15 protein-coding genes are annotated in these 22,680 nt (G+C 72.4%); 4 read left to right on the forward strand and 11 right to left on the reverse strand.

Annotated elements, in window-relative coordinates; genetic code table 11:
- Positions 1 to 70: 70 nt before the first annotated feature.
- On the reverse strand, positions 71 to 970 hold the full coding sequence (locus ACFYQQ_RS08780; protein WP_388904037.1) for a LysR family transcriptional regulator: 900 nt from the start codon (positions 968 to 970) through the stop codon (positions 71 to 73).
- A gap of 101 nt (positions 971 to 1,071) precedes the next feature.
- Here ACFYQQ_RS08780 and ACFYQQ_RS08785 point away from each other — a divergent pair, with 101 nt between their 5' ends.
- The gene (locus ACFYQQ_RS08785) at positions 1,072 to 2,112 is read left to right on the forward strand and encodes an NADP-dependent oxidoreductase (RefSeq protein ID WP_355794488.1); all 1,041 of its coding nucleotides are present in this window, start codon (positions 1,072 to 1,074) and stop codon (positions 2,110 to 2,112) included.
- 7 nt (positions 2,113 to 2,119) lie between these two features.
- Here the strand turns inward: ACFYQQ_RS08785 and ACFYQQ_RS08790 are convergent, their stop codons facing one another.
- The 3 genes from ACFYQQ_RS08790 to ACFYQQ_RS08800 all read right to left on the reverse strand — a co-directional run bounded on the left by ACFYQQ_RS08790 (position 2,120) and on the right by ACFYQQ_RS08800 (position 5,360).
- Positions 2,120 to 2,659, reverse strand: a complete 540-nt coding sequence (locus ACFYQQ_RS08790) for a GNAT family N-acetyltransferase (protein WP_355794489.1) — start codon at positions 2,657 to 2,659, stop codon at positions 2,120 to 2,122.
- 106 nt (positions 2,660 to 2,765) lie between these two features.
- The gene (pruA, locus tag ACFYQQ_RS08795) at positions 2,766 to 4,397 is read right to left on the reverse strand and encodes an L-glutamate gamma-semialdehyde dehydrogenase (protein ID WP_356171700.1); all 1,632 of its coding nucleotides are present in this window, start codon (positions 4,395 to 4,397) and stop codon (positions 2,766 to 2,768) included.
- Between the two features lie 36 nt (positions 4,398 to 4,433).
- On the reverse strand, positions 4,434 to 5,360 hold the full coding sequence (locus tag ACFYQQ_RS08800) for a proline dehydrogenase family protein (RefSeq protein ID WP_355792243.1): 927 nt from the start codon (positions 5,358 to 5,360) through the stop codon (positions 4,434 to 4,436).
- Positions 5,361 to 5,529: 169 nt separating this feature from the next.
- On the opposite strand from ACFYQQ_RS08800, the gene ACFYQQ_RS08805 reads away from it, so the two are divergent.
- Positions 5,530 to 6,825 (forward strand): PucR family transcriptional regulator, encoded by a 1,296-nt coding sequence (locus tag ACFYQQ_RS08805; RefSeq protein ID WP_388904041.1) that lies wholly within the window; start codon positions 5,530 to 5,532, stop codon positions 6,823 to 6,825.
- 45 nt (positions 6,826 to 6,870) lie between these two features.
- Here ACFYQQ_RS08805 and ACFYQQ_RS08810 read toward each other — a convergent pair whose 3' ends face one another.
- Positions 6,871 to 7,461, reverse strand: a complete 591-nt coding sequence (locus ACFYQQ_RS08810) for a TetR/AcrR family transcriptional regulator (protein WP_355794068.1) — start codon at positions 7,459 to 7,461, stop codon at positions 6,871 to 6,873.
- Positions 7,462 to 7,583: 122 nt separating this feature from the next.
- On the opposite strand from ACFYQQ_RS08810, the gene ACFYQQ_RS08815 reads away from it, so the two are divergent.
- Together ACFYQQ_RS08815 and ACFYQQ_RS08820 are read left to right on the forward strand one after the other, a co-directional pair.
- Positions 7,584 to 9,128 carry an MFS transporter gene (locus ACFYQQ_RS08815; protein ID WP_388904043.1) on the forward strand — a complete coding sequence of 515 codons (1,545 nt, stop codon included), beginning with the start codon at positions 7,584 to 7,586 and terminating at the stop codon, positions 9,126 to 9,128.
- A gap of 277 nt (positions 9,129 to 9,405) precedes the next feature.
- Positions 9,406 to 12,420: an AAA family ATPase gene (locus ACFYQQ_RS08820; protein WP_388904045.1), complete on the forward strand. Its 3,015-nt coding sequence runs from the start codon at positions 9,406 to 9,408 to the stop codon at positions 12,418 to 12,420.
- Between the two features lie 103 nt (positions 12,421 to 12,523).
- Here the strand turns inward: ACFYQQ_RS08820 and serA are convergent, their stop codons facing one another.
- From serA to ACFYQQ_RS08850, 6 genes are all read right to left on the reverse strand, one after another.
- On the reverse strand, positions 12,524 to 14,113 hold the full coding sequence (serA, locus tag ACFYQQ_RS08825) for a phosphoglycerate dehydrogenase (RefSeq protein WP_355781018.1): 1,590 nt from the start codon (positions 14,111 to 14,113) through the stop codon (positions 12,524 to 12,526).
- Between the two features lie 330 nt (positions 14,114 to 14,443).
- Positions 14,444 to 15,445, reverse strand: a complete 1,002-nt coding sequence (ilvC, locus tag ACFYQQ_RS08830) for a ketol-acid reductoisomerase (RefSeq protein ID WP_121406125.1) — start codon at positions 15,443 to 15,445, stop codon at positions 14,444 to 14,446.
- 162 nt (positions 15,446 to 15,607) lie between these two features.
- Positions 15,608 to 16,132: an acetolactate synthase small subunit gene (gene ilvN / locus ACFYQQ_RS08835; RefSeq protein WP_355781014.1), complete on the reverse strand. Its 525-nt coding sequence runs from the start codon at positions 16,130 to 16,132 to the stop codon at positions 15,608 to 15,610.
- Positions 16,133 to 16,158: 26 nt separating this feature from the next.
- Positions 16,159 to 18,030, reverse strand: a complete 1,872-nt coding sequence (locus ACFYQQ_RS08840; protein ID WP_355781011.1) for an acetolactate synthase large subunit — start codon at positions 18,028 to 18,030, stop codon at positions 16,159 to 16,161.
- A 240-nt stretch (positions 18,031 to 18,270) separates the two neighbouring features.
- Complete coding sequence (locus ACFYQQ_RS08845; protein WP_356243771.1) at positions 18,271 to 21,297, reverse strand: EAL domain-containing protein; 3,027 nt, start codon at positions 21,295 to 21,297, stop codon at positions 18,271 to 18,273.
- Positions 21,298 to 21,707: 410 nt separating this feature from the next.
- Positions 21,708 to 22,649 carry a 2-hydroxyacid dehydrogenase gene (locus ACFYQQ_RS08850; protein ID WP_355783438.1) on the reverse strand — a complete coding sequence of 314 codons (942 nt, stop codon included), beginning with the start codon at positions 22,647 to 22,649 and terminating at the stop codon, positions 21,708 to 21,710.
- Positions 22,650 to 22,680: the final 31 nt, after the last annotated feature.

The following is a 22,680-nucleotide window of genomic DNA, read 5'->3' on the forward strand; positions in this document are numbered from 1 at the left end:
GGACTTCCTACTATCTGAGACGGCGGCCTGCCCTCCACCGCTCTGACCTGCGGGGACGTGATCCGGGGGGTCATACCCGCCGGGGGTGCAGCGCCCGCAGCTCCCTGATCAGCGCGCGGACGGCGACGGTGCCGGCGAGCTCGGGCGTGGTGACGTACCCGACGGAGCGCGTCGGCCGGTCCGGGCCGAGATCGGTGATCTCGACGGAGAGCGGTGCACTCGCGAGGGAGAGCTCGGGCATGATCGCCATGCCGAGACCACTGCTCACCATGGAGAGCACCGCTCCGTCGTCCTCGGCCCGCACCGTCGCGCACGGGATCCAGTCCTGCGCCGCCCACCACGCGCGGGTGTACGACGAGCAGTTCTCGGTCCAGTCGACCAGCGGCAGCGAGCGCGGGCGCGGATGACCGGCCGGGTGGACGAGGGCGTACGGCTCCTCCAGGAGGACGTCGCCGACGAGTTCCGGCGGCACGGGCGCGCTCGTGCCGAGCGTGGCGATCCCGAGGTCCGCCCGTCCCTCGGCCACCTCGCCCGCCGTACCGGGCCCCACCTCGCGCACCACGCGGACGGTCGCCTCGATCCCGGGGTGCCGGGCCGCCAGCCTCTCCAGGGCAGGCGGCAGCAGATGCAGGGCGGCACTCCGGAAGGAGGCGACGCGCAGCGGCCCGGCGACGGTGTCGCCGCCGTCCGGCCCCGCCCCGGCACCACGCGCCTCGGCGGTGAGCGTCTCCAGCATCCGCAGGACCCGCCGGGCGTGGACGACGGCCCGCTCCCCCGCGGGTGTGGGCCGTGCCCCGTACCGGCCCCGCTCGAACAGCACGACGCCCACCTTGCGTTCGATACCGCGCACCGCGTGCGAGACGGCGGACTGGGTCGTGCCGAGCGTCCCGGCCGCCGCCGAGAACCCGCCCTCCCGCGCGACGGCCACCAGGGTCCGCAGTTCCTGCGGGGCGAGGTCGGCTGCGGTCATCGGGGCTCCCACCTGCTCCTATGAGGACGGCTCATGGAAGGCGCCGTCGCATGAGCGCAACCCTCTGCCCGGGCCGCGCATTCCTTCCTAGCGTCATGCCCATGAACCCAACGCCCCTCGGCACCCCCGCGGTCGGAGCGCCGGCCTCCCCCGGCGGGACCGCGCTCACCGTCCAGCAGACCGCCCGTCCGACCGGATTCCCCACCGCGGACCACTTCCGCTTCGTCGAGTCGCCGGTGCCCCGGCCGGCCCCGGGCACCGCCCTGGTGGAGAACCTGTACTGGTCCGTCGACCCGTACCACCGCGAGATGATGGACGGCGACTTCACGCTCGGCGCCCCGCTGGAGGGCCGCACGCTCGGACGCGTGACCGAGTCCCGCGATCCGGCGCTCCCCGAGGGCGAGATCGTGTTCCACCGCCACGGCTGGCGCACCCATTCCGTCGTGCGCCCGGACGAGGCCAGACGGCTCCCGCGTCTCGACGGGGTCCCCCTGACCGCCCACCTGGGCCTGCTCGGCGGCACCGGCCTGACCGCGTACGTGGGACTGACCCGCGTGGCGCGGCTGCGCGAGGGCGAGGACCTGTTCGTCTCGGCCGCCGCGGGCGGGGTCGGCACGGCGACCGGACGGCTGGCCAGGCTGATGGGCGCCGGGCGCCTGGTGGGCAGCGCGGGAAGCGCCGCGAAGGTGCGCTACCTGAAGGAACAGGTCGGCTACGACGAGGCGTTCGACTACCGCACCGGACCGGTGGCGGACCTCCTGGCCGGCGCCGCGCCCGACGGCGTCGACGTGTTCGTGGACAACGTGGGAGGCGAGCACCTCGGGGCGGCCGTCGGCGCGCTGCGCCGGTACGGGCGGGTGGTGCGGGTGGGCACGGTCGGCCAGTACAACACCCCCGACGCCACGCTCGCGGTGTTCGACCACGCCGACGTGGTGGAGAAGAGCCTGCGCATCGAGGGCTTCCTGGTGCGCGACCACCTGCAACTCCAGGACGAGCTGTACGAGTTCGCGGTGCCGGCGCTGCGGGACGGACGGCTGGCCCTCGACGAGACGGTGGTGGACGGCTTCGGCCGGATCGTGGAGGCGTTCCTCGCGATGCTGCGCGGCGGCAACACAGGGAAGATGATCGTGCGCGGCGTCTGACGCACCGTCACAGCACGTCGCCGTCACGCCAGTCGAAGATCAGCTCGTGCGCAGGGTCGAGCGGGCCGGCCGTGGCGTGCCGGACGAAGGTGGTGCCCTCCTCCTCCGCGAGCCGGACGACACCGGCCGGGCCGAGCGCGCAGATCCGGCCGGGCCAGACCTGCCAGCCGCGGGCCGCGTAGAGGGCGGCGCCCTCGTCGCTCGCGGAGAGCGCGCCGAGGGCGTAGGCGCGGTCGACGATCCCCTCCAGGGCGCCCATGACCCGGCCGCCCAGGCCGGTCCGCCGGACGTCGGAGCGCACGCCGACCGCCTCGACGTATCCGACGCGCAGCGAGCGCCCGCGGTGCAGGACGCGCCGCTGGACCACGGAGCCGTGGGCGGCGAGGCCGCGCTCGTCGTGGACGAGGGCGTGCATGCCGCCGAGACCGTGGTCCCAGTCCTCGTCGCCGAAGTCGCCCTCGAAGGCGTCCTCCAGGAGGGCGCGGACGGCGCGGAGTTCGGCGGGGGCGAGTTCCGCCGTGTGAGCGGTACGCAGTCGGGTGGCCATCGCCCCAGTATTCCGGCCGCCGCGTCCCGCCGGGCGGCCCGGGGACGCATGCGGGCCGGGAACCGCCGTCGCTCGGCGGCCTCCCGGCCCGGAACCTCGCGGGAGGTCAGCCCATGTGCGGGTACGTGTAGTCGGTCGGCGGGACCAGCGTCTCCTTGATGGCGCGGGTCAGCGTCCAGCGCATCAGGTTCTGCGGGGCGCCGGCCTTGTCGTTGGTGCCGGAGGCACGGCCGCCGCCGAAGGGCTGCTGGCCGACCACGGCGCCGGTCGACTTGTCGTTGATGTAGAAGTTGCCCGCGGCGTAGCGGAGCTTGTCCATCGTGTACGCGGCCGCCGCACGGTCGTTGGAGACGACCGAGCCGGTGAGCGCGTAGTCCGACACCGACTCCATCTGGGTCAGCATCTCCTCGTACCGCTCGTCCTCGTAGACGTGCACGGCGAGGAACGGGCCGAAGTACTCCGTGCGGAAGACCTCGTTCTCCGGGTCGGAGCACTCGACGACGGTCGGGCGCACGAAGTAGCCGACCGAGTCGTCGTAGGAGCCGCCCGCGACGATCGTGCAGGCAGGGTCCGAGCCGGCGCGGTCGATGGCGGCCTTGTTCTTCGCGAACGACCGCTCGTCGATGACGGCGCCCATGAAGTTGGTGAGGTCGGTGACGTCACCCATGGTCAGGCCGTCGACCTCGGCCGCGAACTCCTCCTTGAAGCCGGAGTTCCAGATGGAGGCGGGGATGTACGCGCGGGAGGTCGCGGAGCACTTCTGGCCCTGGTACTCGAAGGCACCGCGGGTCAGGGCGGTCTTGAGGACGGCGCGGTCGGCGCTCGGGTGCGCGACCAGGAAGTCCTTGCCGCCGGTCTCGCCGACCAGACGGGGGTACGAGCGGTACTTCTCGATGTTGTTGCCGACCGTCTTCCACAGGTACTGGAAGGTCTTGGTCGAGCCGGTGAAGTGGATGCCCGCGAGGTCGCGGTGCTCCAGGGCGACCTCGGAGACCGCGATGCCGTCGCCGGTGACGAGGTTGATGACGCCCTTGGGCAGGCCCGCCTCCTCCAGGAGCTGCATGAGCAGCACGGCGGCGTGGGTCTGCGTCGGGGACGGCTTCCAGACCACGACGTTGCCCATGAGCGCGGGCGCGGTGGGCAGGTTGGCCGCGATGGCGCTGAAGTTGAACGGCGTGATCGCGTAGACGAAGCCCTCCAGCGGGCGGTGGTCCATGCGGTTCCACACGCCCGGGGAGTTGGCCGGGGGCTGCTCGGCCAGGATGTTGCGGGCGTAGTGGACGTTGAAGCGCCAGAAGTCGACGAGCTCGCAGGGACAGTCGATCTCGGCCTGCTGGGCGGTCTTGGACTGGCCGAGCATGGTGGAGGCGGCGAGGGTCTCGCGCCAGGGGCCGGACAGCAGCTCGGCGGCGCGCAGGATGATCGCGGCACGGTCGTCGAAGGACATCGCGCGCCAGGCCGGGGCGGCGGCGAGGGCGGCGTCGATCGCGTCCTGCGCGTCCTGCGCCGTGGCGTTGGCGCCGGTGCCGAGGACGGCCTTGTGGTTGTGCGGCTGCACGACCTCGAAGCGCTCACCGCCACCGAGCCGCTTCTCGCCGCCGATGGTCATCGGCAGCTCGATGGGGTTCTCGGCCAGCTCCTTGAGCTTGGCCTCCAGACGGGCGCGCTCCGGGGAGCCGGGGGCGTAGCCGTGCACCGGCTCGTTGACGGGGGTGGGGACCTGGGTCACAGCGTCCATGGTTTCCGTAACTCCTTAGTGAGCGGTGGTTCGGGCTCAGCCCTTGGTAAGGATCGAACGCGCGAAGAACAGGAGGTTGGCCGGCTTCTCCGCGAGGCGCCGCATGAAGTAGCCGTACCAGTCGGTGCCGTACGCGGTGTAGACACGCATCCGGTGCCCCTCGGCGGCGAGCCGCAGGTGCTCCTCGCCGCGGATGCCGTAGAGCATCTGGAACTCGTACTCGTCGAGCTTGCGGCCGGCGAGCCGGGCGAGCTCCTGGGCGATGGAGATCAGCCGGGGGTCGTGGGACCCGATCATCGGGTAGCCGTCGCCCTGCATCAGGGTGCGCAGGACACGGACGTACGCCTTGTCGATCTCGGCCTTGTCCTGGTACGCGACCTCGGCGGGCTCCTTGTAGGCGCCCTTCACCAGCCGCACCCGGCTGCCGTTCGCGGCGAGGCGGCGGGCGTCGGCCTCGGTGCGGAAGAGGTAGGCCTGGATGACGCAGCCGGTCTGCGGGAAGTCCTTCCGCAGCTCCTCGTGGATGGCGAACATCGAGTCGAGGGTGGTGTGGTCCTCGGCGTCCAGGGTGACCGTGGTGCCGATGGCGGCGGCGGCCTCGACGACCGGGCGCACGTTGGCGAGCGCCAGCTCGTGCCCGCCCTCCAGCGCCTGGCCGAACATCGACAGCTTGACGGACATCTCGGCGCGGGTGCCGAGCTCCAGGCGCGCGAGGTGCTCGATCAGCTCCAGGTAGGCGTCCCGGGCGGCGGCGGCCTGCTCGCGGGTGGTGATGTCCTCGCCGACGACGTCGAGGGTGACCTCCAGGCCCTTCCCGACGGCGTCCTGCACGATCGGCACGACCTGGTCGACCGTCTCACCGGCGATGAAGCGGGCCACCACCTGCTTGGTGCCGGGGGCCGCCGACACGAAGCGGCGCATCCTGTCGCTGCGCGACGCGGCGAGAATCACGGGACCCAGCACGGGGCACCTCCACGGAAAGTACGGACGGCCGCGGGCCCCGGGCGGGGACGCCCGGGTACGGCACGGAGAACCACCGTGAAACCTAAGGATCCCCCCGATCCTCGGCCATCGACAGCTGTCACGCATCCGTGCCCCGGATCTCAGACATCTGTATGAAGGCTCCGGGGGAATGAGGGAGAATGCCCGTGTGACGGGCGATTTCAAGGCGGGCCGGCCGGCCGGACGCGGCGAGTACCAGGAGCTGGTGGACGAGATCTCCGCGCTCCTCGGCGCCCCCGCGACGCTGGAGAACCGCGACTTCGAGCTGATCGCCTTCGGCACGTACGACAGCGAGAGCGACTTCGACGAGGCCGCCCTCGACCCCGTGCGCACCCGCTCGATCCTCACCCGCCGCTCGACGCCGGCGGTCCGTTCCTGGTTCGAGGGCTTCGGCATCGCCCGGGCGACGGGCCCGGTCCGCATCCCGCCGGCGCCGGAGGCCGGCGTCCACCGCGGACGCGTCTGCCTGCCGGTACGCCATCGGGGGGTCGTCCTCGGTTACGTGTGGCTCCTGGACGGCGATCCGGGGCCGACGGCGGCGCAGCTGACCGCCGCCATGGAGGTCGCCGCCCGCATCGGGGCGCTGCTCGCCGACGAGGCACAGGCGGGCGCGGACCTCACCCGGGAGCTGCGGGCGGTCCTCACCGCCGAACGGGGCTGGCAGCGGGACATGGCGGTGGCCGAGCTGCGCACCGCGCTCGGCCCGCGCGGGGACGGCCTGCACACGGTCGTGTGTGTCGCCCCGTGGCCCTCCGCCGACCCGGACGACGCCCCGTCCGTGCGTACGGTGCCGGGGGCGACCGCGCTGTGCACGGTGCCCTGGGGGGCGACGGGGCAGAGCCTCGCGCTGCTGATGCGGCTGCGGTCGCCGGAGGTGCTGACACCGGCGCTGACGGCGGCCACGCGTTTCGTCCGGGAGGCGGCGGGCGCGGGGGCTCCGGCGGCCGGGCGCCTCGCGGGAACGGCCGGACCCCACGACCTCGGAGGCATCGGGGGCACCGGGGGCACCGCAGGGGTCGTGGCGGCCGGGGTCGCCGGGGCGCGCGCCGGACTCACCGAACTGGGCGCCGCGTGGCAGGAGGCGTCGGCCGCCGCCCGGGCCGTACTGGCCGAGCCGCGTCTCGGCCCGGTCGCCGAGTGGGCGTCCATCGGCCCCTTCCGGCTCCTGACCTCGCTCCCCCCAGGCGCCGCCCAGGACCCTGCCGTCCGCACCCTGCTGACCCCCGCCCACCGCGAACTCGCCCGCACCGCCGAGGTGTTCCTCGACTGCGCGGGCCAGGCGGGACGCACCGCGGCGGCGCTGGGCATCCACCGGCAGACCCTGTACTACCGCCTGTCCCGGGTCGAACAGCTCACGGGCCTCGACCTGGACGACGGCGAGGACCGCCTGCTGCTGCACATGGCCCTCAAGGGGACCCGCCTGTAGACGGCGCGTCCGGCATCCCCGCGGCCGTGCCGCACGCGGGCGGCGTCAGCCGGCCGTCTTCGCCGACGCCTCGATCACCCGCCGCAGGCCCTCCGTGAGATGCGAGGCGTCCGTCGCGGAGTCGGGGTCGAAGAGCCACTGCACGCACAGGCCGTTGAGCAGGGTCTGGTAGAAACCGCCGACCGTGCGCAGCGTCTCGTCGTCCACGTCGGACTCCCGGCCGCCCATGAGCAGCGGGACGAGACCCCGGCGCCCCTCGTCCTGGGCCTTCACCAACTGCTCGCGCACCCCGGGCAGCCGGCCGTCGTCGGTGATCACCTCGAAGGTCAGCATCCAGACGGGGCGGGCTTCGCGGAAGGACCGGGTGATGTTCGCCCAGACCTCCTGGAAGCGCTCCAGGGAACCCGGCTCCCCCACCGTGCCGTCCCCGCCGAAACCGTCGAAGCCCTCGCCCAGGTTCGCGATCAGGTCGACGTAGGCCTCCGCGAGGAGCGCGTCCTTCGAGCCGTAGTGGTAGCCGATGGACGCCAGGTTCGTGCCCGACTCCCGGACGATGTCGCGGGCCGTGGTGCGCACGAACCCCTTCTCCAGCAGGCAGCGCTTGGCGCCGTCGAGCAGATCCTCACGGTGTCCCATACGGACGAGCGTACCCCGATCCAGACAAGCGTCCCATACGGTCGTCCCATACAGGCGTCTCTGACACCCGTACTATACAAACGTTCTAGACAAGCGTTTAAGACGCCCGTACAGTCCCTGCCATGACGCACTCGACGAGCCCCGCCCCCACGCCCGGCCCCCGCGCCGGCCGCCGCGAATGGACCGCCCTCGGCGTCCTGATGCTTCCGCTGCTCCTGGTCTCGATGGACGTCTCGGTCCTCTACTTCGCGATCCCCGCGATCAGCGCGGACCTGGAGCCGAGCGGCACCCAGCAGCTGTGGATCTTCGACATCTACGCGTTCGTGCTCGCCGGGCTCCTCATGACGATGGGCTCGCTGGGCGACCGGATCGGACGCCGTCGGCTGCTGCTGTGCGGCGCCGCCGCCTTCGGGGCGGCCTCCGTGCTCGCCGCGTACGCGGACAGCGCCGGGACCCTGATCGCGGCCCGCGCCCTCCTCGGTGTCGGCGGCGCGACCCTGATGCCGTCGACGATGGCGATCATCCGCACGATGTTCACCGACCCCGGCCAGCGCGCGAAGGCCGTCGGCCTGTGGTCCGGCGTGATGACCGGCGGGATCGCGCTCGGCTCGGTGATGAGCGGTGTCCTCGTCCAGTACTTCTGGTGGGGCTCGGTCTTCCTGGTCAACCTGCCCGCGATGGTGCTGCTGCTGGTCCTCGGCCCGGTCCTGCTGCCCGAGTCCAGGAACCCCCGGCCCGGCCGCTTCGACCTGCTGAGCGTGCCGCTGTCGATGGCGGCCGTGCTGCCCCTGATCTACGGCGTCAAGGAGATCCCCTCCGAGGGCTGGCAGCCGCGGTACGTGGTCTGCGTCGCCGTCGGCCTGCTCTTCACCGCGCTCTTCGCACACCGCCAGCGCACCGCCGAATCCCCCCTGATCCCACCGGAGTTGTTCCGCGGACGCGGTTTCGCGCCGGCGGTCGTCCTCAACCTGGTCTCCTCGTTCGGGATGATGGGATCGGCGTTCTTCACGACCCAGTACCTCCAGTCCGTGCTCGGCAAGAGCTCCATGGAGGCCGCCCTGTGGGCGCTGCTGCCGACGGTGCTGGTCGGCGTCGCCGCCCCGGTCGCCGCGCAGTTGGTGCAGAAGGGCGTGGACCGCGCCCATGTCGTCGCCGGCGGCTTCGCCGTGGCCGCGTGCGGTTACGGCCTGCTCGTCCTCGCCGGTACGGACTCGCTGTGGCTGGTGCTGGCCGGCGCGGGCGTCCTCGCCTCCGGGATCGTCACCGTGATGTCCCAGATGATGGACCTCGCCCTCGGCACGGTCCCCGTCGGCAACGCGGGCACCGCGTCCTCCCTGCTGGAGACGGGCGCGGAGTTCGGCGGCGCGCTGGGTATGGCGGCCCTCGGCTCCATCGGCACCGCCGTCTACCGCCACGAGATGCCGTCCACCGCCCCGGCCGCGGCCCGCGAGACCCTCGGCGGCGCGTTGGACACCGCCCGCCGGCTGCCGGACGGCGCGGGCGACGCCCTGACGACGGCCGCCCGCGAGGCGTTCACCAGCGGCATGAACGCCGCCGCCGTCGCCGGAGCGCTGCTCCTCCTGGCGGCAGCGACCCTGGCCACCACCACCCTCCGCCGCCTCCCCACCCCGACCCCGACCCCCACTCCGGAAAAATCCCTGACCTGACGCCCGACACAGAGCCCCGGGACGGCACCGGCAGCGCGGGCACGGGGCACCCCACCGAGAAAACCCAACCCGTCCGGCGCCCAGGAACTCCGCCCCCCGGCCAAGACCCTCCAGCCCGTCCAACGCCCAGGACCTACGTCCTTGGCCGAGAACACCCAGCCCGTCCGGCGCTTGAGGACAAGACCGTCCAGGCCAATGCGGGGGGCCGGGGGCGCAGCCCCCGGAGGGCAGCCTTATTGCAGGGTGCCGTGTCACCCCCGCATGCCAGGATGGACCCGTGGCACAGACATTCGGTACGCCGTTCATCGGCCGGTCAGACGAACTGTCCCGGCTCACCGGCGTGCTGGACCGCGCCAGAACCGGCGACCCCCGCGCCGTACTGCTGGCGGGCGACGCCGGCGTCGGCAAGACCCGCGTCCTGACGGAGGCCGCCGCACACGCCGCCGCCACCGGCACGACCGTCCTCACCGGCCACTGCGTGGACCTGGGCGACGTCGGCCTGCCGTATCTGCCGTTCACCGAGATCCTCGGGGTGCTCGCCGCCGATGAGCGGTTCGCGCCCGCGCTCGCGGCGCACCCCGCCGTCGACCGGCTGCTCGGCAGCGGGGCCGACGGCGCCTCGGACGCGGGCGGCCGGCTGCGCCTGTTCGAGGGCGTGGCCGGCCTGCTGGGCGACGTCGCCGCGATCACCCCGGTCCTCCTGGTCCTGGAGGACCTGCACTGGGCGGACCAGTCCTCCCGCGACCTGCTGCGCTTCCTGCTCAGCCGCGGTCTGCCCCAGCTCCCCCACACCCGCGGCCCGGCGGCACCGGGGACAGCCGGGACCGGCGCCCCCGCCCGGCGCCTCGCCGTCTTCGCCTCGTACCGCGCCGACGACCTGCACCGCCGCCACCCGCTGCGCCCCCTGCTCGCCGAGCTGGTCCGGCTGCCCGCCGTCGACCGCCTGGAGCTGCGCCCGATGCGCGACGCGGAGGTGGCCACCCTGGTGCGCGCCCTCAACACCGGCCCGGTGCCGGACACCACGGTCCGCCGCATCGTCGAGCGCGCCGAGGGCAACGCGTTCTACGCGGAGGAACTGCTCGCCGCCACCGCCGACGCCGTACCCGGTTCCTCGGACCCGGCAGCGGACGCCATGCCCAGCGGCCTGGCCGACGTCCTGCTCATCCGCTTCGAGCAACTGCCCGCCACCGCCCAGCAGGTACTGCGCACCGCCGCCGTGGCCGGCCGCCGCGTGGAGCACGAGCTGCTGCGCGACGCCGTCCAACTGCCCGAGGAGGAACTGGAGTCGGCGCTCCGCGAGGCCGTCGGCAGACAGCTCCTCGTCCCGGCCGAACAGGACACGTACACCTTCCGGCACGCCCTCATCCGCGAGGCGGTCTACGCCGACCTGCTGCCGGGTGAACGGGTGCGGCTGCACCGGGCGTTCGCCCGTCTGCTGGCCGGCCGCGGCGACCCGGCGAAGAGCGCGGCCGAGCGCGCCCACCACTCGCGGGAGAGCCACGACCTCGCCGACGCCCTGCGCGCGTCCCTGGAGGCCGCCGACCACGCGGCCGGCGTCGGCGCGCCCGCCGAGGAGCTGCGCCACCTGGAGGCCGCCCTCGACCTGTGGCCCGCCGTGGCGCCCACCGCCCGGCCGGAGGACAGCCTCGACACCGTCACCCTGACCCTGCGCGCCTCGGCCGCCGCAGCCCACGCCGGCGAGAGCCACCGGGCGGTGACCCTGACCCGGGCCGCGCTTGCGCGGGCGGGCTCGGACGCCGACTCCGAACTGGCCGTGCGCGTCCGCTACACCCTCGCGGGCAACCTGATCCGCGTCGACCGGCTGAAGGCCGCGTTCACGTACAGCAGCGAGGCGCTGGCCATGATCCCCGCCGAGCCGCCGTCGCGCACCTGGGTCTGGGCCGCGGCGACCCACGCCATGGCCGCCCGCTACATGGGCCACGACGAGGACGCCCAGCGCGTCGCCCGGCAGGCCCTGCGCGTCGCGGAGGACCTCGGACTCCCCGACGCCCAGGCGGACTTGACGATCTCACTGGTCGGGCTCGAAGGACACAACCGCCGCACTCCGCAGGGCCGCCTGAGGCTGGCGGAGGCCCGCGGACTGGCCCGGCGCGCGGGCAACGTCCCGGTGGAGATGCGGGCCCTGTTCAACCTCGCGGTCGGCTGCTACGAGTCGGGCGACCTGGACGAGTGCCTGACCTGGCTCTCCGACGGACTCGACCGCGCGGGCCGCTCCGGTCTGCTGTCCTCGCCGTACGCGCTGGAACTGCGTTATCTGCAGTCCCTGCTGTTCTACACGCTGGGCCGCTGGGACGAGTGCGCCCGCGCGGCCGCCGCCGACGCCGGGCGGCTGCCCGCCGCCGCCGGCTTCGCGACCGGCCCGGCGCTCTACGTGGCACTCGCGCGCGGCGACCGCACGGCGGCCGACCGCGCGCTCGCCCTGCTCGACGGCCCCTTCGACTGGATGGCCACGCTCGTCGCGGGCATCGTGCTGACCGACGCCGCGGCGCTGCGCGGTGACGCGGAGGCGGCCGTCGCCCGGGTCCGTACGACGATCACCACGCTGGCGGGCGAGGCCGGGGCCGAACGGCCGGACGTCGCGGTGCACCTGGCCGGGCTCGCCCTGGCCGCGGTCGCCGACCGGGCCGAGCAGCTGCGGACGACCGGCGACCGGACCGAGCTGGGCCGGTGGACGGACACGGCGGACGAGCTGGTCGAGCTGGCCCGGGCCACCGCCTCCAAGGGCGAGGACGGCTCACGGCAGGGCCCGGAAGGGCTCGCCTGGCTCGCCCGCGCCGAGGCGGAGTGGACCCGCGCCCGCACCGGTCCCGACGTCGCCGCGTGGGAGAAGGCCGTCGCCGCCTTCGCGTACGGCGACCCGTACGAGCTGGCGCGGTGCCGGCGGCGGCTCGCGGAGGCGCTGCTGACGGCGGACCGCCGCGAGGAGGCCGCCGAGCAGATCCGCGCCGCGCACGAGACGGCCGAACGGCTCGGCGCCGTGCCCCTGTGCGAGGACCTGGACGCCCTGGCCCGGCGCGGCCGGCTCGCCCAGGCCGGACCCGCCGCGCAGGACGGCGCCGTCCTGACCGCCCGGGAGTACGACGTGCTGCGGCTGCTGGCCCTCGGCCGCACCAACCGCCAGATCGGCGAGGAGCTGTTCATCAGCGGCAAGACGGCGAGCGTCCACGTCTCGAACATCCTCGCCAAGCTGGGCGCGGCCGGGCGCACGGAGGCCGTCGCCATCGCCTACCGGCAGGGCCTGATCGAGCCGGAGCGCACCGCGTCCCCCTGACGTCCGCCCGGGCACAAGCGAAGGGCCGGATCACCCGAAGGTGACCCGGCCCTCGGCTCGCGCGGCCCGTACTCCCGTACGGCGCGTGGCGGCCTGGTGCGACTCAGACGAGGTTGACCGAGCGGGCCGACGTGGCGCCGATCTCGTCGGCGACCTCGGTGAGGACGGTCTGCGGGACCGTGTCGTCGACCGTGAGGACCGCGAGGGCCTCCCCGCCGACGGCGGCACGGGCGACCTGCATGCCCGCGATGTTGATACCGGCCTCGCCGAAGACGCGGCCGACGGTGCCGACGACACCGGGACGGTCCTCGTAGCGCAGCACGACCATGTGGTCGGCGAGCGCGAGGTCCACGTCGTAGTCACCGACGGCGACGATCTTCTGGAGGTGCTTGGGGCCGGCCAGCGTGCCGGAGACCGCCACCTCCTGACCGTCACTGAGCGTGCCGCGGACGGTGACCACGTTGCGGTGGTCCGGGGACTCGGAGCTGGTCGTCAGACGCACCTCGACGCCGCGCTCCTGCGCGAACAGCGGGGCGTTCACGTACGACACGGTCTCGTCGACGACGTCCTCGAACACGCCCTTGAGCGCGGAGAGTTCGAGCACCTTCACGTCGTGCTGGGTGATCTCTCCGTACACCTCGACGTCGAGGCGGACGGCGACCTCACCGGCGAGGGCGGTGAAGATGCGGCCCAGCTTCTCGGCGAGCGGCAGGCCGGGCTTGACGTCCTCGGCGATGACGCCGCCCTGCACGTTCACCGCGTCCGGCACGAGCTCACCGGCGAGGGCGAGGCGCACGGAGCGGGCGACGGCGATGCCGGCCTTCTCCTGGGCCTCGTCGGTGGAGGCGCCGAGGTGCGGGGTGCAGACGACCTGGTCGAGCTCGAAGAGCGGGGAGTCCGTGCAGGGCTCCTTGGCGTACACGTCGAGGCCGGCGCCGGCGACGCGGCCCTCCTTGAGCGCCGAGTACAGCGCCTCCTCGTCGACGATCCCGCCGCGCGCGGCGTTCACGATGCGCACCGAGGGCTTGACCTTGTGGAGCGCCTCGTCGCCGATCAGGCCGAGCGTCTCGGGGGTCTTGGGGAGGTGGACGGTGATGAAGTCGGCGACCTCCAGCAGCTCGTCCAGCGACAGGACCTTCACGCCCATCTGGGCGGCGCGCGCGGGCTGCACGTACGGGTCGTAGGCGACGACCTTCATGCCGAACGCGGACATGCGCTGGGCGACCAGCGCGCCGATGCGGCCGAGGCCGACGACGCCGAGGGTCTTCTCGGCGAGCTCGACGCCCGTGTACTTGCTCCGCTTCCACTCGCCGTTCTTCAGGGCGGTGTTGGCCTGCGGGATGTGGCGCGCGGTGGCGAGCAGGAGGCCGCAGGCCAGCTCGGCGGCGGTCACGATGTTCGAGGTGGGGGCGTTGACGACCATCACGCCGGCCTTGGTGGCGGCGGAGACGTCGACGTTGTCCAGGCCGACGCCGGCTCGCGCGACGACCTTGAGCTTCTTCGCGGCGGCGACGGCCTCCGCGTCGACCTTGGTGGCCGACCGGATCAGGATCGCGTCCACGTCGGCGATCGCGGGCAGCAGCTCGGCGCGGTCCGCGCCGTTGCACTGGCGGATCTCGAAGTCCGGGCCCAGGGCGTCCACGGTCGCGGGCGACAGCTCTTCAGCGATGAGTACGACAGGTTTCGAGCTCACGTGAGTCCTCACAAGTCCAATGCGGACGGCCGTCCCGACGGCCGCATGCGGTGGAGGGTTGTCGGCGGCCCCGGGGAGTGCTGGTGGCGTCCCGCGCCGAGTGGCGTGGGGGCGTGCCTTCACTTCCTCGGTGTCGCTTGAGCCGCGTGGAAGACGCACGACGCTGTGGGCCTGACGCGTTTGTTGTGCAGCAGTCTAGTGCCGCTGCGGGGGCCGTCTTGCGCCTCCGCGTAAGGATCACCCGGACGAGGCTGGCCTCAGTGGACAACAGCGTTACCCCGGGTTCGGCGACGGGCCGGAACAGTACGCTCCGGCCCGCCGTCCCGAGGCTTACGCCTCGTCGTCGTTGACCCAGCTCATGAGCTTGCGCAGCTCCTTGCCGGTGGTCTCCAGGAGGTGGTTCTCGTCCTGGGTCTTGTACTCGTTGTACTTCTTCAGGCCGCCGTGGTACTCGTCCATCCACTGCTGGGCGAACGTGCCGTCCTGGATCTCGGCGAGGACCTTCTTCATCTCCGCCTTGGTGGCGTCGGTGATGATCCGCGGGCCGGTGATGTAGTCGCCCCACTCGGCGGTCTCGGAGACCGACCAGCGCATCTTCTCCAGGCCGCCCTCGTACATGAGGTCGACGATGAGCTTCAGCTCGTGGAGGCACTCGAAGTACGCGATCTCCGGCTGGTAGCCGGCCTCGGTCAGCGTCTCGAAGCCCGCCTTGACCAGCGCGGCGGTACCACCGCAGAGGACGGCCTGCTCACCGAACAGGTCGGTCTCGGTCTCCTCGGTGAACGTCGTCTTGATGACGCCGGCGCGGGTGCCGCCGATGCCCTTGGCGTACGAGAGCGCCAGCGCGAAGGCGTTGCCCGTCGCGTCCTGCTCGACGGCCGCGATGCAGGGGACGCCGCGGCCTTCCTCGTACTGGCGGCGCACCAGGTGGCCCGGGCCCTTGGGGGCGACCATGCAGACGTCGATGCCGGCCGGGGGCTTGATGAAGCCGAAGCGGATGTTCAGGCCGTGGCCGAAGAACAGCGCGTCGCCGTCGTTCAGGTTGTCCTTGATGGACTCCTCGTAGACCTGGGCCTGGATCGGGTCCGGCACCAGGATCATGATGACGTCGGCCTCGGCCGCCGCCTCCGACGGCGTCACCACGCGCAGGCCCTGCTCCTCGGCCTTGGCCTTGGACTTCGAGCCCTCGTGCAGACCGACGCGGACGTCGACACCCGAGTCACGGAGCGACAGCGCGTGGGCGTGGCCCTGGCTGCCGTAACCGATGACCGCGACCTTGCGGTTCTGGATGATGGACAGGTCGGCATCGTCGTCGTAGAACAGCTCGGCCACTGGGGTTCTCCTCGTTTGCGGTATTGCTGGTTCTGCTTGCCACCGTACGGCGGGCGGGGGAAGGGAAGTCTTCGGGTCTCGGAATACGGGCGGTCCGCGGCTGCAGACCGTCCGTTTCCGGTCGTGCCGTGGCCGGGGGCGATCGGTCCCCGGTCGAGAGCGTCAGGCGGAGCGGTCGAGCGCGCGCAGTGAACGGTCGGTGATGGAGCGGGCGCCCCGGCCGATGGCGATCGTGCCGGACTGGACCAGCTCCTTGATGCCGTACGGCTCCAGCATCTTGAGCATGGCCTCCAGCTTGTCGCTGCCGCCGGTGGCCTCGATGGTGACGGCCTCCGGGGAGACGTCGACGGTCTTGGCGCGGAACAGCTGGACGATCTCGATGATCTGCGAGCGCGTCTCGTTGTCCGCGCGCACCTTCACCAGAACGAGTTCCCGCTGAACGGCGGAACCCGGCTCCAGTTCGACGATCTTCAGGACGTTGACGAGCTTGTTGAGCTGCTTCGTCACCTGCTCCAGCGGCAGGTCGGCGACGCTCACCACGATGGTGATGCGGGAGATGTCGGGGTGCTCGGTGACACCGACCGCGAGCGAGTCGATGTTGAAGCCGCGACGCGAGAACAGGGCGGTGATCCGGGCGAGGACACCGGGCTTGTTCTCGACCAGGACGGAGAGCGTGTGCTTGGTCATGGGTGGCGTTCCTTCTCCTGCGGCTCTCAGTCGTCTTCGTTGTCGCCGAAGTCGGGGCGGACGTCCCGGGCGGCCATGATCTCGTCGTTCGAGGTGCCGGCGGCGACCATCGGCCACACCATCGCGTCCTCGTGGACGATGAAGTCCACGACGACCGGGCGGTCGTTGATGGAGTTCGCCTCCTCGATGACCTTGTCGAGGTCGTCCGGGGACTCGCAGCGGATCGCGTGGCAGCCCATGGCCTCCGACAGCTTCACGAAGTCGGGGACGCGGGTGCCGGCGCTGGGCTCCCTGCCGCTGGCCCCGGGGCCGGAGTGCAGCACGGTGTTGGAGTACCGCTGGTTGTAGAAGAGGGTCTGCCACTGGCGGACCATCCCGAGGGCGCCGTTGTTGATGATGGCGACCTTGATCGGGATGTTGTTCAGGGCGCAGGTGGTGAGTTCCTGGTTGGTCATCTGGAAGCAGCCGTCGCCGTCGATCGCCCAGACCGTCCGGTCCGGGACCCCGGCCTTGGCGCCCATCGCGGCCGGGACCGCGTAGCCCATCGTCCCGGCGCCGCCCGAGTTCAGCCAGGTCGCGGGCTGCTCGTACTGGACGTAGTGCGCGGCCCACATCTGGTGCTGGCCGACGCCCGCCGCGAAGATCGTGCCCTGCGGGGCGAGTTGACCGATGCGCTCGATGACCTGCTGCGGCGACAGCGAGCCGTTCTCGGGCTGCTCGTAGCCCAGCGGGTACGTCTCGCGCCAGCGGTCGAGGTCCTTCCACCAGGCCGCGTACTTCGACCGGGCGGCCTCGCCCAGGTGGCCGTCGCTGTGCTCCTTCTGGACGGCCTGGACGAGGTCGGCGATGACCTCGCGGGCGTCACCGACGATCGGCACGTCGGCGGCGCGGTTCTTGCCGATCTCCGCCGGGTCGATGTCGGCGTGGACGATCTTGGCGAACGGGGCGAAGCTGTCCAGCTTGCCGGTGACACGGTCGTCGAAGCGGGCTCCGAGGGCGACGATCAGGTCGGCCTTCTGCAGCGCGGTGACGGCGGTGACCGCACCGTGCATGCCCGGCATCCCCACGTGCAGCGGGTGGCTGTCGGGGAATGCGCCGAGCGCCATCAGGGTGGTGGTGACGGGCGCTCCGGTGAGTTCGGCGAGGACCTTCAGCTCCGCGGTGGCCCGCGCCTTCAGGACGCCGCCGCCGACGTACAGGACCGGCCGCTTGGCGGCGGTGATCAGCTTCGCGGCCTCGCGGATCTGCTTGGCGTGCGGCTTGGTCACCGGCCGGTAGCCCGGCAGGTCCTGGGTGGGCGGCCAGCTGAAGGTGGTCTTCGCCTGGAGGGCGTCCTTGGCGATGTCGACGAGGACGGGACCGGGCCGGCCGGTGGAGGCGATGTGGAAGGCCTCCGCGATCGTCCGCGGGATGTCCTCGGCCTTGGTCACCAGGAAGTTGTGCTTGGTGATCGGCATCGTGATGCCGACGATGTCCGCCTCCTGGAAGGCGTCCGTGCCGATCGCCTTGGAGGCGACCTGGCCGGTGATGGCGACCATCGGCACGGAGTCCATGTGGGCGTCGGCGATCGGCGTGACCAGGTTGGTGGCGCCGGGGCCGGAGGTCGCCATGCAGACGCCGACCCGGCCGGTGGCCTGGGCGTAACCGGTGGCCGCGTGGCCCGCGCCCTGCTCGTGCCGGACGAGCACGTGCCGCACACGCGTCGAGTCCATCAGCGGGTCGTACGCCGGGAGGATCGCACCGCCGGGAATGCCGAATACCGTGTCGGCCCCGACCTCCTCGAGAGAGCGGATGAGGGACTGCGCGCCCGTCACGTGCTCGGGGGCGGACTGATGTCCTCCGGAACGGGGCCGCGGCTGCGGATGGTGGGCCCCGGTGGCCTGCTCGGTCATCGGCATTCTCTTCTCGATGCTGAGGGTTTTTGCGAGGTTTGTGCGGTGTACGTCTGCTGATGGAAAGGCGCCTGTGCAACAAAAAACCCCTCGTGCCGTGAGGCAAGCGAGGGGAGCGCGCCGGGTGCGGTCGCTGGGTGTCTCCGGATCGTCCTCCGGTGTGCCCCAGCTTCAGCCGACGCGCTTTCCAAGTACGAGAATTCGGGTGCGCATGGCATTGACCCTCCCCCCGGCACGCACCGACTGTCAAGTGGGTGGGACGGGAGTCTCATTATGTGAGCGCAGTGCCGTGCCGCCCCCGTAGACGGAGGGCATACCGCTCCCGTACATTCCCGCGCCGCCGCCGGCGAAAGCGGGCTCGACCGGTCCGTGCGGCACCGGGTACTGACCGAGGGACAGCGCCCGGCGCAACCGGTACTCGTCGAGCGGTCCGGAGAAGGCCATGCCCTGCCCGTGGGTGCAGCCCATCGCGCGCAGGGCGATGACCTGCTCCGGCAGGTCCACGCCGTCGGCCACGGACTGCAGCCCGAGGTCGGTGGCGATGCGCAGCAGCCCGCTGGTGATCTTGTGCAGCCGCGCGGACTCGACGACGCCCTCGACCAGCCCGCGGTCGAGCTTCAGTACGTCGACGGGGAGCCGGCGCAGCGCCGTGATGGCCGCGTAGCCGCTGCCGAAGCCGTCCAGCGCGATCCTGACCCCCATGCGCCGCAGCGCGTTCAGCCGGCGCTCCAGCTCGTCCAGGGAGACCCGGGGGTCCATGTCGGACAGCTCGACGACCAGGGCGCCCGAGGCGAGGCCGTGCCGGGTCAGCAGTGCCTCGACGGAGCCGACCGGCATGGAGCGGTCCAGCAGTCGGCGGGCGCTCATCCGCACGGCGACGGGGACGGACAGACCGGTGGCGGTGCGCTCGGCGGCCTGCTGGACGGCCTGCTCCAGCATCCAGCGGCCGAGTTCGGCGGTGCGGTCGTTGTCCTCGGACACCCGCAGGAACTCGGCCGGGGTGAAGAAGACGCCCTGGGAGGAGCGCCAGCGGGCCTGGGCGGCGACCGACGTGATCCGGCCGCTCTCCAGGGCGACGACGGGCTGGTGGAGCAGGGCGAACTCGCCGTCGTGCAGGGCGGCCCGCAGCCGGGTGGCCAGCTCGGCCTTGCGGACGACGTCCTGCTGCATCTGGGGCGCGTACAGCTCGACCCGGCCCTTGCCTGCGCCCTTGGCGCGGTACATGGCCAGGTCCGCGTTGCGCTGGAGCTCGCCCGCGCCGAGTCCCGGTTCGGCGAAGGCGACGCCGATGGAGGCGGCGACCCGGACATCGTTGCCGTCGATGGCGTACGGCTGGGACAGGGTGATCCTGAGCCGGTCGGCCAGCTCCATGATGTGCCGTTCGCGGGCGGAGCGGTCGCGGGCGCCGTCGCCGACGATGAGGGCGGCGAACTCGTCACCGCCGAGGCGCGCGGCCGTGTCGCCCTGCCGCACCGAGTCCTGGAGCCTGCGGGCGGCCTGGACGAGGAGTTCGTCGCCCGCCTGGTGGCCGATGGTGTCGTTCACCGCCTTGAAGCCGTCGAGGTCGATGAAGAGGACGGCGGTGCCGCGGTCGGTCGAGCGGCGGCCGGACAGGGCCTGCTGGACGCGCTTGGTGAACAGGGCGCGGTTGGGCAGGTCGGTGAGCGGGTCGTGCTCGGCGTTGTGCTGCAACTGCGCCTGGAGGCGGACCCGTTCGGTCACGTCACGGCTGTTGAAGATGAGGCCGCCGTGATGGCGGTTGACGGTGGACTCCACGTTGAGCCAGCCGCCGTCGCCGGACTTGAAGCGGCACTCGATGCGGGTGGTGGGCTCCTCGGTGTGGCTGGCGGCCAGGAAGCGGCGCACCTCGTGCACCACGCAGCCGAGGTCCTCGGGGTGGATGAGCGCGGCCAGTTCGGACCCGACGAGCTCCTCGGCGGGGCGTCCGTACACACCTGCGGCGGCCGGACTCACGTACCGGAGGATGCCGTTGGGGGCGGCGATCATGATGACGTCGCTGGAGCCCTGCACCAGGGAGCGGAAGTGGTTCTCCTTCTGCGCCAGTTCCTGGGTGAGGGTGATGTTGTCGAGCAGCATGATGCCCTGGCGCACGACGAGGGCGAGCACGACCGTGCCGCCGGTGATCAGTACGACGCGGTCGACGCTGTGGCCGTTCAGCACGTTGTAGAGGATGCCCAGCGTGCAGACGGCCGCGGCGAGGTAGGGCGTGAGCGCGGCCAGGGAGCCGGCGATGGGCCGGGTGGCCGGATAGCGTCCGCGCTCGCCGCCGTGCGCGGGTCCCGGCAGCGGGGTGTGCCCCGGGGACGGCGCCTGGCCCTGTGCGGGACCGTGGAGGGGGCTTCCGGGGCGCTGCCCGGGGACGTGCTCGTGCACCACGCGCGTGTGCCCCTCGCCGTCCGGGTGCCGGCCGTTGCGCAGGCCGACCCAGGGGGCGTAGGCGAGCAGCAGGGAGCCGGCGAACCAGCCCGCGTCGAGGAGTTGCCCCGAGCGGTAGTTGTTGTGCAGCAGGGGCGAGGTGAACAGGGCGTCGCACATGACGGTGAGGGCGAGGGCGCCGATGGCGGTGTTCACCGCGGACCGGTTGACCGCCGAGCGCCGGAAGTGCAGGGCGAGCACCATGCTGACGAGGGCGATGTCCAGGAGGGGGTACGCGAGCGAGAGCGCGGTGTGCGCGACGCTCGGCCCGTCCATCTTCGCCGCCTGCGCCAGCGCCAGGCTCCACGACAGGGTGAGCAGCGAGCCGCCGATCAGCCAGGCGTCCAGCGCCAGGCAGACCCAACCGGCCTTCGTCACGGGCCTCTTGGCGAGCACCAGGAGGCCCACGATGGCGGGCGGGGCGAAGCAGAGGAAGAACAGGTCGGCGTAGCTGGGGCTGGGTACGGGGATCCCGAGCACGACCTCGTACCACCCCCAGACCAGGTTGCCCAGCGCGGCCATCGCGGAGGACAGCGAGAACAGCAGCCACGCGGGGCGGAACCGGATGCGGCGCCTGCGGGCGTACAGGAAGCAGGAGACCGCGGCGGTGCCCGCCGCGGCGCTCAGTCCGAAGTCGCCCATGACGAGGGCGGCTCCGGGGGAACCCCAGCCGAGCGCGGACCCGACTCCGTACGCCGCGCAGACCAGGGCCAGGACGAGTTGCGACCGCAGGCCCGTCCCGCCGCCCGGTTCCGGCCGGCGGGTCAGCAGCGTCCCGAGGAGCCGCTGCGGGCGCAGCGCTCCGTCGAAGGCGGTGGGCGGCGGCGGGGAACTCACCGCGCCCACCCGGTCCGTGCCGCCGCGGGGTCCCGCTGGTCGCGGTGCGCGGGGTGCGTGTGCCTCCTGCGGCCGCTGTGCCTGCGGTGGTGGTGATGACCGCCGTGGCCGTGGCCGTGGCCGCGCCTGCGCGTCGCCGCCCGCCAGGGTCGCCGTCGGCGGCCCCGCCGCGTCGGATCGTTGGTCCATAGGCCGTGCATCGCCCGTCGCCCCCCTCGCAGTCTTGAACTCTTCGTCCCCGGCGCCGAACGGTGCACGGCGCAGCCCCTGTCGGGACGATACACCAGTCTCGTCACTCAGGGACATAGTTCCTCTACGCTCCGTGACGACCAGCACGAATGACCGTACGGAACGCGTTCGGGAGACTGCGGAGGGTGCCCGAACCGGACGGGGAGTGAACGGTACGCGGATTACCCGCCGGTTGTGAGCACTACGTTCTGAAGCGCCTCCCCGCGCGCGAACCGGTTCAACTGTGCGACCAGCAGGCGCTTGGCGCGTGGCAGGAACGCGGACGTGGGTCCGCCGACGTGCGGGCTGATGAGCAGGCCCGGCGCATGCCACAACGGGTGCCCCGGGGGCAGCGGTTCGGGGTCGGTGACGTCGAGCGCCGCGGTGATCCGGCCGCTCTCCAGTTCGGAGAGAAGGGCCTTGGTGTCCACGACGGGCCCGCGGGCGACGTTGACGAGCAGGGCGCCGTCCTTCATGCGGGCGAGGAAGTCGGCCCCGGCCAGGCCACGGGTGGTGTCGTTGAGCGGCGTGGACAGGATGACGACGTCGGCTTCGGGCAGCAGGGCGGGGAGTTCGGTGAGCGGGTGCACCGGACCGCGCTCCGTCGTGCGGGCGGAGCGTGCGACGCGCGCCACCCGCGCGAGCTCGAAGGGTGCGAGCCGGTCCTCGATCGCGGCGCCGATCGACCCGTACCCCACGATGAGGACGGACTTGTCGGCCAGGGCCGGGCGGAACCCGGAGCGCCACTCCTCCCGGTCCTGTCCCCGGACGAAGTCGGGGATGCCGCGGAGCGAGGCGAGGACGAGCGCCAGGGTGAGTTCGGCGGTGCTGGCCTCGTGCACCCCGCGGGCGTTGCACAGCCGCACGCCGGGACGCAGGTGCCGGAGGCCCGGCTCGACGTGGTCGATGCCCGCGGACAGGGTCTGCAGGGCCTGCACGGACGACATGCGGGGCAGCGGGCGTACGGAGACCTCGGCCCCCTTCATGTACGGCACCACGTAGAAGGCACACTCGGCGGGGTCCGCGGGAAAGTCCTGGTCACCGTTCCAGAAGCGGTAGTCGAGGCCTTCGGGGAGGCCGTCGATCTCGTCCGCGCCGAACGGGAGCCACACATCGGAAGTCATGGTCAGGAGGCTATGCGAAGGCCGCGCCGGT

The sequence above is a fragment of the Streptomyces sp. NPDC005496 genome, from assembly GCF_042872045.1.
Taxonomy (GTDB): Bacteria; Actinomycetota; Actinomycetes; order Streptomycetales; family Streptomycetaceae; genus Streptomyces.

Excerpts from the sequence above, each read along its gene's own strand:
- ACFYQQ_RS08790 (WP_355794489.1), bottom strand. The coding sequence starts at position 2,659 with ATGGCCACCCGACTGCGTACCGCTCACACGGCGGAACTCGCCCCCGCC.
- ACFYQQ_RS08815 (WP_388904043.1), top strand. The coding sequence starts at position 7,584 with ATGACGCACTCGACGAGCCCCGCCCCCACGCCCGGCCCCCGCGCCGGC.
- ACFYQQ_RS08780 (WP_388904037.1), bottom strand. The coding sequence starts at position 970 with ATGACCGCAGCCGACCTCGCCCCGCAGGAACTGCGGACCCTGGTGGCC.
- ACFYQQ_RS08850 (WP_355783438.1), bottom strand. The coding sequence starts at position 22,649 with ATGACTTCCGATGTGTGGCTCCCGTTCGGCGCGGACGAGATCGACGGC.
- ilvN (WP_355781014.1), bottom strand. The coding sequence starts at position 16,132 with ATGACCAAGCACACGCTCTCCGTCCTGGTCGAGAACAAGCCCGGTGTC.
- ACFYQQ_RS08805 (WP_388904041.1), top strand. The coding sequence starts at position 5,530 with ATGAGGGAGAATGCCCGTGTGACGGGCGATTTCAAGGCGGGCCGGCCG.
- ACFYQQ_RS08810 (WP_355794068.1), bottom strand. The coding sequence starts at position 7,461 with ATGGGACACCGTGAGGATCTGCTCGACGGCGCCAAGCGCTGCCTGCTG.
- ACFYQQ_RS08785 (WP_355794488.1), top strand. The coding sequence starts at position 1,072 with ATGAACCCAACGCCCCTCGGCACCCCCGCGGTCGGAGCGCCGGCCTCC.
- pruA (WP_356171700.1), bottom strand. The coding sequence starts at position 4,397 with ATGGACGCTGTGACCCAGGTCCCCACCCCCGTCAACGAGCCGGTGCAC.
- ACFYQQ_RS08840 (WP_355781011.1), bottom strand. The coding sequence starts at position 18,030 with ATGCCGATGACCGAGCAGGCCACCGGGGCCCACCATCCGCAGCCGCGG.